An 18,563-nucleotide genomic window follows, 5' to 3' on the forward strand; every position below is an offset into this window, starting at 1 on the left:
GGCCTTTTTTTGTGTTTTTTTGAGGGAATATAGGTCTGGAGAATTAGTAAGAGTGGTGTGGAGAGGAGAAAACATATTGATAAATCATACCAACAGCCTAGTTATACATGGTAGAATATTGATTATTATTACAAATTTAGTATCTAGTAGCCTAACCCGTACATACCAAAGACCAAAACGATAATGGAGAGGAGTAAGATTCATGAAAAAAATGATGATTTCCGGCGCAACCGCATTGGCTTTATTAACAGGGGGTATCGTAGGTTTTGGAGGGGTTGGTAGTTCTGTAGAAGCCGCTCAAGCCACAACGAAGTTCAAAGATGTTCCGGCTACACACTGGGCGTCCTCAGCGATTAATTCGGCCGTGGAACAAGGTTATTTCAAGGGCTATGCCGACGGGACTTTTAAACCAAGTTCACCCGTTACCAAAGCTGAAATGGCAAGTATCCTGGGACGTTTATCCGACCAGCCTAATGCATCGACACAAGAATCAAACAATTTCACAGACATGCCCGAGTGGGCAAAAAGCGGCGTCTCTACTGCTATCGCGAAAGGCTTCATCAGCCCTTCTAATTACAAGGGAAAATTGGATGCACAAGGCCCTCTTCAACGAGGCGAGATGGCGACTTGGCTGACGCAAGGGCTAACCGTGGTTGATCCTGAGTACAAACAAGCACTCTCTGATGTGACCAACACCGTTGTGCCTGCAAAGGAATATTTCACAGGTAAACTCGCAAGCGCTCAAAAAAATGCAGTCGCCGTTGCACTGGGAACGGGACTGATGAGTGTAGCAACCGATAAAACATTTGGCGTCGATCGTACGACAACACGGGCGGAGGTTGCTGTTTTAATTGCCCGTTATGCAGCCGTTGCCAAGACAAAGCCTGCTGATTTCCAGGGTCTGAATGAGCTGCGAGCCGTGGGTTTGACGGGGACGAATTTGAGTATTATTGCGCCTAAGTATCAGAAAGCGGGACCAGAAAAATTTTCTGAATCGTATGATTACAGCAAAGTTACTGGCGATTTTGCGAAAGTTCGTAATCAAGAATTAGTTACAGTAACGAATTATGCATATCTAAAGGTCAAGAATTGGATCATTGTGAATCCATATGTGAAAGAAACTGAGAGAAGTATCTACTATCCTGTTTTTGTTGATGAGAAAGATAGATTACTCAGAGGCGCTTATTATTCTTTTACAGAGTTTGATATTAGCATTAAAAATTCTATGAACCAACTGCAAGCTGGGAGTCTTATCAATTCCCCAAGTATTAATGCCCTAACTTCTCCAAGCACCAAAGCTTTTAAAGAGTATGGACTCAAACATATAAATGACTTACTCGGACCCAAAGGCGTGTTTATCGAAAAAAAACCTGTCTATTGGGCTGATGGTCTCTTACATTTTGACAAGTCACTAAATCCTGGAGTTCGCCTGACGCTCAAAGATGGAACAATCTATACTGTAGTTCCAAATTAAAATATGAAAAGGGTGTTCCAATGTGCGTTCCTATAAATTATCAAAGAAGTTATTAATAGGATATACAATACTATGCTTAATGTTCCCAACCCCTCTAGTAGTTCTGGCTGGAGGGGGGCCTGGAACAAAACCTGTTTTAGAAGCCTCACATATAGTACCTTCATCACCTGCAAAGTCGCAGAAAAAAATAATACCCGTTGAGGGTAGTGGAATGTCTAATATCGGTGTTTATGTTTACCAGCTGGATAATTTAAGATGGAGTGTAGATGGAGAATGCAACGGCCAAACATTAAGCAATAACCCCGATACTAACAAACCAAACTCATCATTAGTTTGCGTAAATCTCCCACTAGATGCACCAAGCTACAAACCCTCTGAGTACTTTGATCGTTCAGGTCAGAGATATTCTAGAAGTGATTTAACTTCCATCTCGTTAAAGCCCATGTATATGGATAACACGCAATATTACTCACCAGGCAAACCAATCTTGGTTAGTGTGGAATCATTTGACGGTGATACGGTTAAATTCACAACTCAAATCGGAGGTGCTATTGAACCAATAGGTCACAGACCCTATAATCCACCTAAATACTCTGCTGACTATGTATTTAATACCGATATATACTGGAGTGCTTTAGCTGAAATAACCAAAGAGATCAACCTCTCCGCTGGCGGGCAACTTAGCTTGAACCAGTCCAAACAATTGAATGCAACGGTCAAAACGAAAAATGGTGATGGAAACTTTGGAGCAGAGACCAATGTAAACACCGGCAGCGGGGGTACAACGACATGGGAATCATCCAATCCTGGTGTCGCTACCGTTAGTAACTCCGGATTAGTTCAAGCCGTTAGCAGAGGAACTACAACCATCACCGTATTATGGAAGAAGGATGATTTTGAGCTAACTACCACAACAAGCATCGGTGTTGAAGAGAACCCAGGTACTGGCGAGGGCGACGGTAACGGAGGCGGTGGAGGCTGCACACCAACGATTGGACCACCTTCTGCTGGAACCATCATGAGCATAAATGATCTCGATCCAAGTGCCAACGGTGTTATTAAGTCAGATAACAGAGATAATGAGACATTCAATGTGTTAAAAGGAATACCCACTTCCGAATCACTCTACACAAATGCCTTTGCTGACAATTATCTATTTAAACAAGCTTGGGCGAAAATGAGCGGTAAAGTTACATACAACTGTAATGTCACCATCTCTTACGACAGAGAGTGGACAGTACCTGGACCAGAGGAATGTGATGATGATGGTTGTAGACCAGGGACACCTGTACCTGCGAACGACACGGTACCCAAGCCATACAACTTCCAGATCACAAGAGACTACTCCTACTGGAAAATTAATAATCTGGAAGTATACAAGATCGCTAAAGCAACCATGAACAATTACGCTTTGCCCGGTGAGACCGTTACGATGAATCCATCAGGTTACACACCACCAACACTGGAGTCTAAAAATGATGAATCTGTGGAAAGCCATGTACGACCAGGGCAAACCACTTCAATTTCATATACTCCAACCAAATTAACAGGTGGTTTGAACCAACCACCCACCGTGCCTGATGATACATCACGGTTAAAAGGGATGGCTGAAACCAACACACCTCAAAGTAAAGTGAATAATGATCTAGTGAAATTCAACAACACAACCATCATGAATGATGTGGAAACAACCAAAGATGGCCCAACTCCATCCAACATTCCCAATCCAACGACAATTGGTCGCGATGTGTTGTACAAACCGGGCAACATGATCAACAATTCCTTGCTGAATAAAGCCAATACAACGAGTTCGGGCGAGATCTATTATGATTTGCTACCCGGTAACGTGAATGGTGGTGCCAATAAAATATTACCGATTAACGGCATCAACACCGTCACCGTACATACCCCTGTCGTCAACTACGCCTGGGTATCGGATGATCAGCCGCATAATCAGAAAACCATACCCGACCCAACCAGCGCTGCACTCATTCTGGAACGTCCGTTCATTGTGCGAATTCCGACATCAGGACAGCACTTGGACGCAGCGAGTTATCCTGGTTATGGAAATCGTGATTATGCCAAATATTATCGCATCAAACAGGTGCAATTTCCGTTTGATGTCTACAATGCAGACCGGAGTCAGTTTATCCCTGCCAAGACATGGGTCGATATTCCGGTCAATCAACTGGACACCACATTTTATCTCCCTGTATGGGTAGACGAAGGCAAATATGACATTGTATTCCGCAATATTGCAGAGAATGCACCTGCAAACTTTACCGAGCAACAGGATGCCAATACTAATCTGGCGCATCATGTTGCAGCAGACACCGTGCCGGTAGATGTCATCGGAAGGTTATATGATTTTCACGTCACGGATATCTCTGATTACAACTGGGAAAATGTTTTTCGCAAGCGACTGGGCAGTCCCGAATCAACGGGCCTTAGCTACTGGGCTGGAATGAATAGCATCGATGGTGATCTACGGGGTAACCTGGCTCCATTTGTATTACCCATTCGACCAGGAAGCCATCCGGTGCAGGGATTCGCTAACGCAACTGTAAAAACAGGGTACCATTTCAAGTTCGATCTGAAGACCAAGGGCAATATGTTTGGCAAACAGGATGGTATTCGAATTACACCCACTTTTGCTTTTGTGAGTAAAGACGGTTCTTCCCGGCAAGAAGTAGATCTGTACTATCATCGTGGCCAGGAACGCCTGATTCGCATCGGATCGGCACAGGATCTGGAGAAACGATTTGTTGTCCTGAATTCACGTCTTCGAAATGTACCCGGCACAGAGTTAGGCGATACCGCACGTTATCAGTACACTTATGAACTGTCAGCGGAAGAACGCAACCAGCGTACGTTGGCGGAACATATGGTTCAACTGGTCGATCAGACTTCCCATCAAAAAACATGGGTCGGTCGTTATGATTGGATGATCCTGTCTGCTCCAATTCGGACACTCATTGGACCCAAAATGAACATTCCTTCCGGGGTCAATGTAGACCGAGCTAATGCAGCAATCCAGCGCTGGTACGGGGAGTACAGCTTGCCTGCGGATGTATATGCCGTACCAAAAGGTACTGATCTGGAGCCCCTCGCCCGACAGAATCAGCTGGATGAGAAATCGAATATTTTTCTGAAGAATGGTTATATCGTGGTCAACTTCAACATGGAGAGCCTTCGAAATGGAAATACAGAGACACCCCATCTGCAATACATTCATGCACCATTGATGAATCAATGGCAGATGGAAGGTTTCAACAAAACGCCATCAGACGTCCAAGGCAGAACCTGGCCTCTGCAGGATGGTGATATTGTCTTTTACCATGCTGATCAGTCCAGCCGGAACGATTTCCAATCCCAGGTACCACACTAGTTCGGGATCACCCCATAAAAAACGATTACGTCCCAACTACACACAACGTTCCTGTTATACAACAAAAGGGTTACCCTAAAAGTCATCTGTGGACTTCTTGGATAACCCTTTTCGCATCATTCTATCGGTATAATCTAATCAGCCCATAACGAAAAACCGTCATCGGTTTCATCCTGACAGACTTTCCTGAAAAACCTCCACCTGCTCTTGCTCCTGCTCCTGCTCCTGCTCCTCCACCTTCTCCTGCTCCTGCTCTTCTTCTTGCTCCAGTTCCTCGTACCGCTCCTGCATCTTATACTTCATTTCTCTTACGGACAACAGCGAGGCCATCAGGCTCCGGGTATAGGGATGATTCGCTGAACTGGTCAGCTGTGAACTCTCCACAACCTCAACCACCTCACCCTGGTACATCACGGCAATCCGATCACTGATCTGTTGCACCACTGCAAGATCATGCGATATGAAAATAGATGAGATTCCTGTTTCCTTTCTCAACTCCACCAACAGATCCAGGATCTGCTGCTGAATGGAAACATCCAGTGCCGAGGTGGCTTCATCGAACAGGATAATGTCTGGCTCTACTCCAATCGCACGAGCAATGACTGCTCTTTGCTGCTCTCCACCGCTCAGTTCATGCGGATATCTATCCGCCGTAGCGGCAGATAATCCTACCCGTTCCAACAGCCTGAGCACTTCCCGATCCGCTTGTTGGCCCTTCATTATTTTATAATTGATGAGTGGCTCCCGAATAAATGCTCCAACCTTCACTCGCGGATTAAAGATAGCCGAAGGCTCCTGGAAAACCATCTGGATCTGCTTTCGTTGCTGGCGTAACGCCTTCCCATTCAATCGAGTAATATCCTGTTGACGATATTGAATCTGTCCTGAAGTCACTCGATCCAAATGGGTTACACATCTGGCCAGGGTGCTCTTCCCGCTACCACTCTCCCCGACAATCCCCAGACATTCCCCGGGGTACAGCTGCATATGGACAGATTTCAGTGCATCCACTGCCCTGTGCCCCTTTAACTCATAGGTTTTGCACAGATTTCTCAGTTCCAGAATCGGTAACCCCTTATGAACCATGAACATTCCCCTCCAATTCAGGTACAGCACTCAGCAGCTTGCGAGTGTATTTATGCTGAGGATCGGATATGACGCGGAAAGTATCTCCCATCTCGACCAATGCACCATCCTGCATCACACCAATTTGGTCTGCCATATGAGCTGCAACAGCAATGTTGTGTGTTACGATAATCATGCCTGTCCCTTGACGGGAACGAAGCTCGCTTAATCGGTGCATCACTTCATTCTGTGTCGTCACATCTAGCGAACTGGTCGGCTCATCCGCAAGCAGAAGCTCTGGTTCCATCGTAATCGCCATGGCAATCGCTGTTCGCTGTTTCATGCCTCCACTGAGCTGCGAAGGGTAAGAACGCATAATTCGTTCGGGATCCTGCAATCCCATGTCCGCGAGCATACTCACAGCCAGGGTATAAGCTGCTTTTTTGGATACGGTAAAATGAGTTCGAATCGCTTCAATATACTGACTGCCGATACTGCGAATTGGATTAAGATAGGACCCGCTGTCCTGAAACACCATAGCGATCCGCTTTCCGCGTACTCCGCCCCAATCAGACTGTGACTCACGTAATAGCACTTTATCCTGAAAAGAGATCACTCCCCCGGTATATTGACCACCTTCAGGTAACAGGCCAAGCAAAGCCCGAATAAGTGTCGACTTTCCGCTACCACTTTCACCTACAATCCCGATAATCTCTCCCTTATTCATGGAGAAGGACAAGTCCCGTAGAGCCAGAGAATCCCCCTTGTAGGTTACGGACAGATGATTGATACTAAGCAAGGGCTCCATTACTGCCCAACCTTAATATTACGATCCAGTAGATAGAAGTCGATGGGATACATCGTCGCGCCGTGCACGGTACTTTTACTTACAATATTAATCGGGGTATAGGTCAAAAACATATAGGCTGCATCATCCAGAATCATCTGCTGTGCCTCTGCTGCAAGGGCATACCTGTTCTCCACGTCAAACTCGGAATGAAGGCGAGTAATTACCTCATCCAGCTTCGGATTGCTATATCCACCCACATTCCATTCCGCACCCGTCATGAAGTAGAAATCCAGAATATACTGCGGGTCACCCGTGATGCCTGTATTAATACTGGTCAAAGCGAGGTCGTAATTTCCGCTCTTCTGATGATCGGTTAGGTCCTCATAGGAGGTCATCTCCACTTGAACGCCAATCTCTTTAAGCTGGGACTGCATTGCAGCAGCCACAATCGAATCAGACTCGTAGGCGGAGTTCAGAATCAGCTGTAGCGACAGCTTCTGGCCATCTTTTTCACGAATGCCATCGCCATCTGCATCCTTGTAGCCAGCCCGATCCAGCAGCTGTTTGGCTTTCTCCGGTTCGTAATCATATCCTTTGATCTTGTCATAGCCAAAAGGCAGCGCTGATGTGAACGGCCCTTTGGCAGCCTGACCGCCCACCAGCGTATTGGCGTACATTTCACGGTCAATACCATATGAGATTGCCCGGCGGACCTCCGGATCACTCAACAGCGGATTGGTTGTATTAAACCATACGAATTGGGTCCGCAGGCTAGGAATTTCATCAATGGTGTATTGACTCTTGTCCTGAAATAATGCCAGACTGCTTCGTCCCACGTTACTGGCTACATCAATCTCTCCAGACTGCAGGGCAAGGGCACGGGTGCTATCATCCTTGATATATTTCAACGTCAATGTGTCTACATCTGCCGCACCGCCCCAGTACCCGTCATACTTTTTCACCTGGATCTCCTGATCCGGCGTATAACCTGTCACCATAAATGGTCCGGTAGCAATCGGCTCGCTCTTGAATTTGGATGTATCTGCACTCGTATCCACAATGATAAAAAGTGGTTCGGCGATATTGCCAAGCAGGGACGCATAAGGCTCTGTCGTTGTAATCGTCAGATCTTGTCCTTCAGCAGTCATTGAGGCTACGGGTACAGTCGCTTGTCCTCTCTCGTTTAACTCAATGGAGCGTTCAATTGATGTTTTCACTGCGTCGGCAGTTACCTTATTTCCGTTATGGAAAGTTACACCTTCCCGAATATGAAAGTGCCAAGTCGTGTCATCCACTCGTTCCCAAGTATCTGCAATTTTAGGGACCAGCTTCATATTCTCGTCAAACTGGATCAGTGTCTCCCCAATCGCTGCTCGCGTCAGCGTCCAGCCATTCCATTCTTCTGCCGGGTCCAGACTGCTGCCAAGCCAGAACAGGGCCACATTCAGATGAGTCGGTGCACTTGTCGTACCCTTGTCCGTAGCCGCCGACTTCTCCGTTGCACCAGACGAGGTCGAGGGATTATTGGCAGTGCCACAAGCTGCAAGCAAGAACACAACCAACATGGATATGAGGGTGAGCAACATTGATTTTTGAAAATTCCTCTTCATTCCGGTTCCTCCAGTTAAGCTGTATTTTTCTTGGGATCAAGCACATCTCGCAGGCTGTCTCCCAGTAAATTAAAAATAATTACGGTGCTGAATATCGCCAGACCCGGATATATCAACAGCCATGGTGCAGTCTGCAGATATCTTCTGCCTTCATTTAACATGGCCCCCCACTCGGGGTTCGGAGGCTGCGCGCCAAGCCCGAGAAAGGACAAGCCCGAGATGGACAGCATCATACCACCCACATCCATCATCGCCATGACGATGATTGGAGACATCATATTGGGCAGGATCGTCCTGCCCATGATCTGTATTTTACGTGCTCCGCTGAAAGCAGCGGCAGCGACATACTCCTTTTGCTGAAGGGAAATCACCAGGCTTCTGGCCATTCTTGCATACTTCGCCCACCAGACAACCGACAGTGCCAGAACCGTATTGAACAATCCCGGCCCAAGCATCCCCACCACAGCGATCGCAAAAATAAGCCCCGGAAATGCCATTAATGTATCAGACAGGCGCATGAGCACCATATCCGTCACCCCCCGAGCGAAACCGGCGATGACTCCAATCGTTACACCTAACACAAACACGATGCCAATCATCATAAAGGTGAGCAGCAGCGAGGTACGTGCACCGTACAGAAGACGAGATAATACACATCGGCCCAGTTGATCGGTTCCAAGAGGATACTCGGCGCTGGATGGCTGCAACACTTTGGTAAAGTTCGTTGCAAGTGGGTCTTGTGGTGCAAGCAGCGGTGCAACCATGGCAAGAATAATCCAGAAGGCGGTCAGAGACAGCAGGAAGGTGAACCAGCGATTCTGCAGTAATACCAGTCTGAAGGCTCTCATCTATATATCCACATCCAGTCGGATTCGGGGATCACGAAGATGAGTCCATATATCAACCAGCAGATTCAGGGTGACATATATGATTGCCATCCAGATGACATACCCCTGAATCAGCGGATAATCCCTTGTGAAAATCGCATCTACAGCCATCTGTCCAACGCCCGGCCACACAAATAAACTTTCCACAATCGCTGCACCACCTAACAAAGCACCTGTTGTCATACCCATAAGGGTAACGATCGGCAGCAGGGCATTCGGGAGAATATGACGCAAAATAATGATCGACTCCTTCACACCCCTGGATCTGGCTCCGATCACATAGTTCTGGCTTGTCTCCTCAAGCAGGATCGCACGAATCTGTCTGCTGTACTGGGCAACAAGTGGAATCGCGAGAGTACATGCAGGCAGAATCAGGCTGTACCATCCGGAATTACCCATTACCGGCAGCAGCTTCAGCTGTACACCGAAGACCAACATGAGCAGCATACCCAACCAGAAGCTGGGCATCGATAATCCGGCAAAAGAGAACAGACGAATGACGTGATCAAGCCATTGGTTACGATAGACAGCCGACAGCATCCCCAGTGGAAAGGAAACCAGAATAACCAGAACCATGGCGCTTCCTGTTAGCCAAAGCGTTGCCGGGAGCCGTGCCATCAGCACGTCCAGTACTGGACGATTGTATTTATATGATGTACCGAAGTCTCCAGTTACCACCTGTCCCAACCATGTCCCGTAGCGGTAGAAAAAAGGCTCATCCAATCCAAGCTCAGACCTCACCTGCCTGACCAGCTCATCGGATGGCGTTACCCCTGTAGACATAAGCATAAGTCTGGCTGGATCTCCAGGAGACAGGTAGGTTAGCAGGAACGTCAGGAACGTAATGCCGAACAATACGACTACCAGTTGTAATAATCGTTTAACGATATATCTGCTCAATTGCTCTAACGTCCTTCCCCAAAACTTTATGTATGTGCTCTGATGTTCTCCGTCCATAGCAAAAAAGGCGTCCCTCTCCGTGTACTGGATGAGGACGCCTTAAATAAACAGATTTTCAGAAAAAATCATGCTCTCTAAACACCTTCCTATCTCCCGTAGGGTACTACTGTGTTTGTTAAACCTGGCAGGTCTCCTGGCTCCAGAATCATCGTCACTTGCAGCTCCTTCCCGGCTTAAACCAGTGGATTATCGCTACCTGACTCCTCTGTTACAGTGGCGGGACCGCGCCGGTATTACACCGGACTTCCCTATTAAGCTTTCACCCTGAAGGGCGAAGCACCAAGTTCCACATATTCAATTGAACTTACTTCAATTCATATCACTTCTGTATCAGTATAGCGGGACGACGTTTAATGATCAAAGCTTTTCTTTTCAAATTTGAAACACTAGGTGCGTCTAATCGCGGATTCTCGACCTCTTCGGAGATACGCCCGTCACACGCTTAAACATCTTGGAAAACAATAATGGGTCCGTATAACCGACAGAATGGGCCACTTCACTGACCGACAGCCCTGGATTCTGAAGAAGTTCGGCAGCACGATTCATACGGTACTCCAGAAAAAATGACTGCAGCGACATGCCATATCGCTCTTTGAACAATCCTGATAGATACGTGCGATCCAACCCCACAGCTTGGGCAATATCCAGAATGGAAGTTCGCTGACTGTACCTGTTCTCCATAAATTGCACCGCCTGCCGGATGTATGTTTCTTTGTTTGAAAGGAGCTGCCCGACGTCTTCCTTCACAGGTGAAGAAGAGATTAATTCTGCCATCAAGCGGTACAAGAAACTTTGGTTCAACACATCACCTTCCGGTCGCGTGGAAGCTTGGACCATCTCCGTATACAACTGTTCCATCGTAATCGTATCATGGACATCATATATCGGGCGCTCCGGGCTCAGCTGGGCACGTTGCATGAATGCTTTGGCTTGTACACCTTTGAAGCCGAACCACGAATACGTCCAGGGCTCCTTGGGATCTGCCTCATAATGAATAAGCGTATCCGGGAAAATGATAAAACCCTGTCCCTCGCTAAGCTTGTATTCCTGATCCCCCATGTACACGATGCCCCGTCCTTCATGGATGTAATGCACAATATAGGAATCACGTACACCCGGTCCCCAATAATGGGCGGGTTCACACGCCTCCCACCCGAAGAACAACAAGACCAGTTCCATCTGTGTCCAGTCCGTGGCTACCACATTCATCTCTATTTTTCTCATTTTATGCCCTCCCTCCTTGTTTCCTTCCGAGGCTCACCATCTGTATATCTAATTAAATTATAACAGCTAAAGGACATAAATATTAGTTGAAAACGGAAACAAAAATGGGATTATGCCATGTTTGAGAGGGGTTGAGCCATAGTTATATGTGCCGAATCGGCCTATAGTTGGGGTACAACATTTTTCAGGGAGGCTTAACTTAAGATGAACAAAATTACGTTTCTCGGTGCGGGAAGCACCGTCTTTGTCAAAAATGTATTGGGTGATGTCATGATGACCGAAGCACTGCAGGATTTTGAGCTGGCATTGTTCGATATCGATGCTGAACGTCTGAGCGATTCCGAGCGTTTGCTGACCAGTCTGGCACGTTCACTCGGAAGTCGTTGCGTCGTAAACGTATATCAGGACCGCAAAGAAGCGCTGCGCGGGGCCAAATATGTCATCAACGCCATCCAGGTCGGTGGATATGATCCATGTACCATTACGGACTTCGAGATTCCGAAGAAATACGGACTGCGTCAAACGATTGCAGATACACTCGGTATCGGCGGAATTTTCCGTAACTTGCGGACTATTCCGGTTATGCTGGATTTTGCCCGGGATATGCAGGAAGTATGTCCGGATGCATGGTTCCTGAACTACACCAACCCAATGGCCGTACTTACCAACGTCATGAATGTGCATGGCGGGATCAAAACCGTAGGTTTGTGTCATAGTGTGCAGGTATGTGTACCACATCTGTTTGATGCACTGGGGATCGATCAGACAGGTGTTGTCGCTAAAATTGCAGGGATCAACCACATGGCGTGGCTGCTCGAAGTTACCAAAGACGGGCAGGATCTGTACCCCGAGATTAAACGTCTGGCGAAGGAAAAGCAGAAAGAACAGCATGATGACATGGTTCGTTATGAATTAATGCAGCGATTTGGCTATTATGTAACGGAATCGTCCGAGCATAATGCCGAGTACCACCCTTACTTCATCAAGCGGAATTACCCGGAGCTGATTGAACGCTTCAACATTCCATTGGATGAGTATCCACGCCGCTGTGTGAACCAGATTGAAGGCTGGAAAGAAATGCGTACCAAGCTGTTTGCCAGCGAAAATATTGAACATACCCGCAGCCGTGAATACGCATCGCATATTATTGAAGCCATGGAGACGAATAACCCGTACAAGATTGGCGGTAACGTCATGAACAACGGACTGATTACGAACCTGCCGCGTGAGGCATGTGTCGAAGTACCTTGTCTGGTCGATGGATCAGGAATCAGTCCTACCTACATTGGGGATCTGCCTCCACAACTCGCGGCATTGAACCGGACAAATATCAACACGCAACTGCTGACCATTGAAGCAGCAATCACGGGCAAAAAAGAACATATCTACCACGCCGCCATGCTTGATCCACACACGGCTGCCGAGCTGTCTATCGATGACATCGTAGCGATGTGTGATGAGCTGATTGAAGCTCACGGCGACTGGTTGCCAAAATACACGTCATAATTAGGCCCGTTGAATGATAAGCGCTGATATTATGTGATAGAAAATTTAAATTCAAAATGAGCGCCGTTCCCCTTAGAAAACTAGGAACGGCGCTTTTGACCAATCGTTATGCAAACATGGCAAAACGCACACGCAGAAAATGATATAAATTAGCACATAACAACCCAACGAACAGATACATCAGCCCACCAAATAATCCATATATCAGAGCTCCTACCGAGGCTGCAAGAATTCCGAATACAAATTGATCTTTCGTTTTGGCAGGGGACGTTGGTAGATCGGTCACCATAAAAAATCCGCAAAAGAGAACCGCATTGATAAATGGAGCACGAAGTGCATCTCCTGCATCACCAGTGTGCAATAATCCCATCACCAGCATTAGGACGAAATAGGTTCCCAGAAATGAAAAAATCTGAGGGAACTTGTTGACCCGTCCTGTAACCCTATATCCACCTAACAACAAAAAGACCATCATCCAAATAGGCAGATCGCCAAAAGCACCCCACCAGCTTTCACCCGCCCCGAAGATCATAACCGAGAGCATCAGTCCCAGTGCTGCCGGATTAAAAATCGGTTTCTTCCGCGAGACCAACACATACTTCGATACAATCGACAGAATTACGGTTGCAGCTACAATACCCCATGAAACGGAAGTGCTCAGAATCAGGGCCACTAACAGACCTGTGATCAATGCCCCATCTGGCGTAATTCTCTTCTTTTGATTCACGAGACCAAACATCATGTCTACAACGACAGCTACACCTACAGCGACTACACCATGGACAATGCCCTTAATATCAAATGCTACCAGAGAGGCAATAACAAGATAGGCTGTCAAGACCATGACCACATAACCTTTGGGTGATTTTATCCACTGTTGTAAAGTCATATCTTTATACCTCCTTCTCGAACGACTTGTAAATCCGGAGTAATGAGAATGGCCTGCACGTTCGTCTGATGAATCAACTGTAGTCCGGCTTCCTTTCTCTGCAACATGACCGCGCTTGAAAAAACATCAGCCATCATCGCATACGGTGCAATTACACTACAGCTAATCCACGTCTCCGGTGAACGTCCTGTTATGGGATCAATCAGATGATGGACACCCTCGGTTATGGCACTCCTTCGCTCATAACTGCCCGAAGTACAGAGGGCTTGATCTGAAAGAGTCAGGGAGTAGATCATTTCCTCAGGATGTGTAGGATGCTGTATACTGACTTCCCAAGGCTTACCTTGCTCATTCACTCCACCTGCATAGATGTCACCACCTGCATTCACAATAAATCCGTCAAACTCCTGTAATTCATGTGCAGCGAGATCGATGGCGAACCCTTTGGCTACCGCGCCCAGATCAATTACCATGGGATTATGCAGAAGCAAAGTCTGATCGGACTCATCAAGTACAATGTCACGGTAATTCACAGAATCCGTAACCGCGCTGTTCATGCATTGCTGCGTCAGATAATGACGGTTAAACCCGTAATTCTCCAGCCTTTTGCCAACCGTTGGATTAAATAAACCATCCGTACATTCAGCCATATGCAAAGCCAGCTTCAACGGCTCAAACAGAAACGGGCTGATTCGAACCGGTTTTGCAATCTGCCTGCACGCCCTCATCAATTCGCTGTCCGGACTGAATCGGCTGCATGCCTGCTCCACATGCCGAAAGGCATCGAACGCACGATCGATTTGTGCTTCCAACTTTTCAGGCGAGTGATTTCGTTCTTCTGTACCTGTGTCTGTCCCTGTCACCACCTGGATATCGACCACCGTATCCATAAAAAGTTTCCTTTTTCTCATCATTATGCGTTCCTTGCCTGATCCAGCGCATCCTGTACAGCAGATGAGAATGCCTCGGTGCTGTAAGTGGCCCCCGAAACATTATTCACCTGCGCACTCTGGTTGCGGATCACTTCATCCGGCATATCCACGACATCCTGCTCGGAATAGTGCATTGCAAACTGACTGATCTCCACATCTGTAATTTTGTCCTTTTGGATCGTAACCGTCACTTGAATGGAACCACGTCGATTGCTGCCTGTTCCTTCATAGCTTCCGTCCTGATACATCCTCGTTTGCTGGTCCTCTGTTGCCGAACTAGTCTCATTCTGCACAGCCGCAGTATTGGATGTATCGTAATTGTGATTGGTTGACACACGATTTGTCAGAGTGTTACCTTGATTGTGCTGTAATGGCGATTGCACGATCGCCTCCGTCTCTGTTGTATAAAATCCTGCTGTATAGACGGCCGCCACTGCAGCCGAACATAATATGACCCATTTCTTGTCCATCTTCGCCATCTATATTCCTCCAGTCCGCATGAGCGTAGTATATCTATGTCAATAATTTCAGTATAGGAGCGAATTATTTAAATTTTCTTAAAATCCATATGTTGCAGGCATGGTGAAAGGTGGAAGCTTGATGCGAGTTCTTGTTGTGGAGGATGATCCATCTCTGCTGAGAGTGATTGTTGATATTTTTGAACACGAATCATTTGTGACCGACGGTGTGGAAACCGGGGATGAAGGGTATTACCTGGCCGAGCAGGCTATTCACGACCTGATTATTCTGGATGTCATGCTGCCAGGTCTGAGCGGTGTCGATATTGTGAAAAAGCTACGGTCCCAGTCTAATAAGGTTCCCATTATTCTGGTGACTGCCCGAGATGCAGTCGAGGATCGGGTAGCCGGACTGGATGCAGGAGCAGATGACTATGTTATCAAGCCCTTTGCTGTTTCGGAATTAATGGCACGTACAAGGGCAGTGTTAAGAAGGCGCGGTACGCTTGGACAGGAAGGAGACTTGGTATGGGGACCGATCCGTCTGGTGCCTTCCGCCAAAGATGCCTATAACGGAGATCACCTGCTGAACTTAACAGCAACCGAATATCAACTACTGGAGTTTTTCATGTGTCACAAGGACCAAATTCTGACCCGGGAACAAATATTTGACCGCGTATGGGGCTTCAACTCCGGATCAGCAACCAGTGCAGTAGACGTGTATATTCATCACCTGCGAAAAAAACTGGCCGATACAGATGCGGATCATTCGCTCCGAACAGTACGGGGTATCGGATATTTATTCAAGGGTGAGCCGCATGTTTAATCATATCCGCCGAAGACTGGTTATATTAAACACCGTTGTGTTCCTTCTTGTACTTACTGTACTGAGCTCTCTGCTTTACGTTCACATGCGATTCCGATTGTTTCATGATATGGATGAGATTTTAGAACAGGCTAACAGTCGGATTCAATCCGTATACAGCCTGGAGGAACTGCTGGAATCTCCCCATACTGATCCACAACAAGACGAGCGAACGACTTATCTTTTCTGGGATCACAAGGGACGATTGTTGGGTCAATCGCCGCGACAGTCATTCACTTCAGTCATTGCACAGCGTTTTTGGATCCTGGAGGATGAACAATCTCCGCATACTTTGAGTTTCAATGATCATGACTACCGGGTTCTTAAGACCCAACTCCTCGGACAGGGAAGGAATAACGATAACGTAACAGTTACCATTGTCAGAAGTTTGGAGGATGTAACTCATACACTTCACTCACTATTGCGTGATCTTGCAATGGGGATTATAGCGGGTGTAGTCATATCGCTTATTGCCGGATTATTTCTGGCAGGGAGATCGCTTGTACCGATACGCAACTCTTGGGAGAAGCAGCAGCGTTTTGTTGCCGATGCCTCCCACGAACTGCGAACACCGACAGCTATCATTCAAGCCGAAACAGAGTTGTTACTTCAACATCCAGATCGGTCGATCGAAGAGGAGAGTCCTCATATCGCTGTCATTCTTCAGGAAAGCAAAAGGATGAGCAAGCTGCTGGATGATTTGCTCACACTCGCTCGCACCGATTCCAACCAGTTGCAGATTGATTCGGGAATGATTCAAGCGGATCAGGTCCTGCTTGAATTGGCAGAACAGTTCCAACTGCTTGCTGCAACCAAGGACATCCGGATTGAGACGAAAGTAGATGAGCAGCTATGGATGTGTGGAGATCGTGCCCGGATGCGCCAGTTATTCATCATTCTCCTGGATAATGCTCTGAAATATACTCCTACGGACGGGCATATTCGAATTTTGGGACGTATCCAGTCCAATGATATTCATATCAGCATAACAGATACAGGTATAGGTATATCCAAAACCGATTTGCCTTATATTTTCGAACGGTTCTATCGTGGAGATAAGGCAAGGTCTCGTCTAGAAGGCGGGACAGGCCTGGGCTTATCGATTGCTCGATGGATCGTCGACTCCCACAATGGAACGATTCGCGTGCATTCCGATATTGCGCAAGGTACAGAGGTCGAACTCTTTTTCCCACGTAAAAAAGGATAAACCGGAAATAGCCGAACGCACCCCCATCAAGGTTTCGTTCAGCTAACTCCTGTTCAAGAGTTCCGAGTAATCAGAGTCGGAGGCTTAACGCAACCTCCGCCATATATGGCTACAACTTGCCTGTTATGAATTGTGCTTCTCCCATGCCAAAGCTCCAATCCGCTTCTCCATTTTCAGTAATGGATACCATCAGATCCTGGGGAGACAACCCGCACTCCGACTCCAGTCGCTGGGCAAGTAAAGCATATAACTTTTGTTTCTTATCCGGCGTACGTTCTTTGCTGACGATACTGATAACGACTATATCTCGGCTGCGCTCCAAACCCAGCCCTGTATCTTCAATAATCATCTCGTGTGCAGAATGCTGATGTACGATCTGATATCGGTCCCGCTGCGGCACCTCGAATGCGTCCACCATAGCCTGATGGGCCACGTCCAACAATTGTTTCAATGCATCCGGATTCCGTCCCTCAATTACATCAAAACGTAACAATGGCATCCTCTTACCCTCCTGTGCAATTTCATGTTGTTGTATGAGTAACTGTACTTCAGCATAGTATGTCCAATTTATATCCAAATCCGCTGGAGTTGACGCATTACTATTCAGCTTAATCCTGTAGCAAAAAGCGATAACCAATGCCAGGCTCCGTCTGAATATATCGGGGCTTGGTTGGATCTTCATTTAATTTCTTGCGCAGATGTCCCACATATACCCGCAGATAATGGCTGTCGGACTCATGATGATGCCCTCCCCATACTTGCTGCAACAGCTGGCGCTGAGTGATGATTTTCCCTGCATTGGAGGCAAGCACCTTCAGCATCTCATATTCAGTTGGGGTTAATTTGACCAAAGTCCCCTCCAGTTCGACTTGCCTTTGGGCCAGATCAATTGTGAGTGATCCAAAGCGCAGTATTGGCTCATCCGTCGTTTTGGCTACATGGCGCAGTGCCACTCGAATACGGGCGACCAACTCACCCATTCCGAACGGTTTGGTCACATAATCATCTGCACCACCATCCAACGCGGCAATTTTGTCTCCCTCCTGATCCTTCGCTGTCAGCACAATGATCGGGACTTGCGACCATTCGCGAATGCGGCGAAGTACCTCCATGCCAGACATGCCTGGCAAACCGAGATCAAGGATGATCAGATCCGGATGTACAATACTCGCCTGAATAACACCCTCTTCGCCTTCTCCACACTCGTGGAGTTCGAATTGGTGTGCCTGAAGAGTGACCTTGAGCAATTTGCGAATCTGCGGCTCATCATCGATCACCAGTATACGAGCCCCTAGTGGTGCGTTCATG

16 protein-coding genes and 1 riboswitch are annotated in these 18,563 nt (G+C 47.2%); of the genes, 5 read left to right on the forward strand and 11 right to left on the reverse strand.

The features are described 5' to 3' along the window. Positions 1–202: 202 nt before the first annotated feature. Both MKY73_RS28370 and MKY73_RS28375 read left to right on the forward strand, forming a co-directional pair. Positions 203–1,474 (forward strand): S-layer homology domain-containing protein, encoded by a 1,272-nt coding sequence (locus tag MKY73_RS28370; RefSeq protein ID WP_339304750.1) that lies wholly within the window; start codon positions 203–205, stop codon positions 1,472–1,474. Between the two features lie 448 nt (positions 1,475–1,922). Next, on the forward strand, positions 1,923–4,862 hold the full coding sequence (locus tag MKY73_RS28375; protein ID WP_339304752.1) for a DUF5704 domain-containing protein: 2,940 nt from the start codon (positions 1,923–1,925) through the stop codon (positions 4,860–4,862). A 168-nt stretch (positions 4,863–5,030) separates the two neighbouring features. On the opposite strand, the gene MKY73_RS28380 is transcribed toward MKY73_RS28375, so the two are convergent. From MKY73_RS28380 to MKY73_RS28405, 6 genes are all read right to left on the reverse strand, one after another. After that, positions 5,031–5,948 (reverse strand): dipeptide/oligopeptide/nickel ABC transporter ATP-binding protein, encoded by a 918-nt coding sequence (locus MKY73_RS28380; RefSeq protein WP_339304753.1) that lies wholly within the window; start codon positions 5,946–5,948, stop codon positions 5,031–5,033. After that, entirely contained in the window at positions 5,938–6,735 is a 798-nt protein-coding gene (locus MKY73_RS28385) for an ABC transporter ATP-binding protein (RefSeq protein ID WP_339304755.1), read from the reverse strand. Before MKY73_RS28385 ends, MKY73_RS28380 begins: the two co-directional genes overlap by 11 nt. Continuing rightward, on the reverse strand, positions 6,735–8,327 hold the full coding sequence (locus MKY73_RS28390; RefSeq protein ID WP_339304756.1) for an ABC transporter substrate-binding protein: 1,593 nt from the start codon (positions 8,325–8,327) through the stop codon (positions 6,735–6,737). Before MKY73_RS28390 ends, MKY73_RS28385 begins: the two co-directional genes overlap by 1 nt. Positions 8,328–8,341: 14 nt before the next feature. Then, on the reverse strand, positions 8,342–9,175 hold the full coding sequence (nikC, locus tag MKY73_RS28395) for a nickel transporter permease (protein ID WP_339304757.1): 834 nt from the start codon (positions 9,173–9,175) through the stop codon (positions 8,342–8,344). After that, complete coding sequence (gene nikB / locus MKY73_RS28400; protein ID WP_339304758.1) at positions 9,176–10,114, reverse strand: nickel ABC transporter permease; 939 nt, start codon at positions 10,112–10,114, stop codon at positions 9,176–9,178. A 165-nt stretch (positions 10,115–10,279) separates the two neighbouring features. Beyond that, positions 10,280–10,473, reverse strand: a riboswitch (cobalamin riboswitch). Between the two features lie 97 nt (positions 10,474–10,570). Next, entirely contained in the window at positions 10,571–11,398 is an 828-nt protein-coding gene (locus tag MKY73_RS28405) for an AraC family ligand binding domain-containing protein (RefSeq protein WP_339304759.1), read from the reverse strand. A gap of 204 nt (positions 11,399–11,602) precedes the next feature. On the opposite strand from MKY73_RS28405, the gene MKY73_RS28410 reads away from it, so the two are divergent. Continuing rightward, a complete protein-coding gene (locus MKY73_RS28410; protein WP_339304760.1) occupies positions 11,603–12,904 on the forward strand; it encodes an alpha-glucosidase/alpha-galactosidase in 1,302 nt (433 codons plus the stop codon). 106 nt (positions 12,905–13,010) lie between these two features. Here the strand turns inward: MKY73_RS28410 and MKY73_RS28415 are convergent, their stop codons facing one another. Genes MKY73_RS28415 through MKY73_RS28425 form a run of 3 tightly spaced genes read right to left on the reverse strand, consistent with a single transcriptional unit; the run spans position 13,011 to position 15,204 of the window. Further along, complete coding sequence (locus tag MKY73_RS28415; protein ID WP_339304762.1) at positions 13,011–13,793, reverse strand: RnfABCDGE type electron transport complex subunit D; 783 nt, start codon at positions 13,791–13,793, stop codon at positions 13,011–13,013. Then, positions 13,790–14,683 (reverse strand): FAD:protein FMN transferase, encoded by an 894-nt coding sequence (locus tag MKY73_RS28420; protein ID WP_339304764.1) that lies wholly within the window; start codon positions 14,681–14,683, stop codon positions 13,790–13,792. Before MKY73_RS28420 ends, MKY73_RS28415 begins: the two co-directional genes overlap by 4 nt. A 23-nt stretch (positions 14,684–14,706) precedes the next feature. Beyond that, positions 14,707–15,204, reverse strand: coding sequence for an FMN-binding protein (locus MKY73_RS28425; protein ID WP_339304766.1), 498 nt, complete (start codon positions 15,202–15,204; stop codon positions 14,707–14,709). Between the two features lie 121 nt (positions 15,205–15,325). Between MKY73_RS28425 and MKY73_RS28430 the strand changes: the two genes are divergently transcribed. Both MKY73_RS28430 and MKY73_RS28435 read left to right on the forward strand, forming a co-directional pair. Beyond that, entirely contained in the window at positions 15,326–16,009 is a 684-nt protein-coding gene (locus MKY73_RS28430; protein ID WP_339304768.1) for a response regulator transcription factor, read from the forward strand. Further along, positions 16,002–17,255 carry an ATP-binding protein gene (locus tag MKY73_RS28435; RefSeq protein ID WP_339304770.1) on the forward strand — a complete coding sequence of 418 codons (1,254 nt, stop codon included), beginning with the start codon at positions 16,002–16,004 and terminating at the stop codon, positions 17,253–17,255. The genes MKY73_RS28430 and MKY73_RS28435 overlap by 8 nt, the downstream gene beginning before the upstream one ends. A gap of 109 nt (positions 17,256–17,364) precedes the next feature. On the opposite strand, the gene MKY73_RS28440 is transcribed toward MKY73_RS28435, so the two are convergent. Together MKY73_RS28440 and MKY73_RS28445 are read right to left on the reverse strand one after the other, a co-directional pair. After that, a complete protein-coding gene (locus MKY73_RS28440) occupies positions 17,365–17,754 on the reverse strand; it encodes a tautomerase family protein (RefSeq protein ID WP_339304771.1) in 390 nt (129 codons plus the stop codon). Positions 17,755–17,863: 109 nt separating this feature from the next. Beyond that, positions 17,864–18,562, reverse strand: coding sequence for a response regulator (locus MKY73_RS28445; protein ID WP_339304773.1), 699 nt, complete (start codon positions 18,560–18,562; stop codon positions 17,864–17,866). Position 18,563 lies beyond the last annotated feature (1 nt).

This window comes from Paenibacillus sp. FSL R5-0519 (genome assembly GCF_037974275.1).
In the GTDB taxonomy this organism is placed as follows: domain Bacteria; phylum Bacillota; class Bacilli; order Paenibacillales; family Paenibacillaceae; genus Paenibacillus.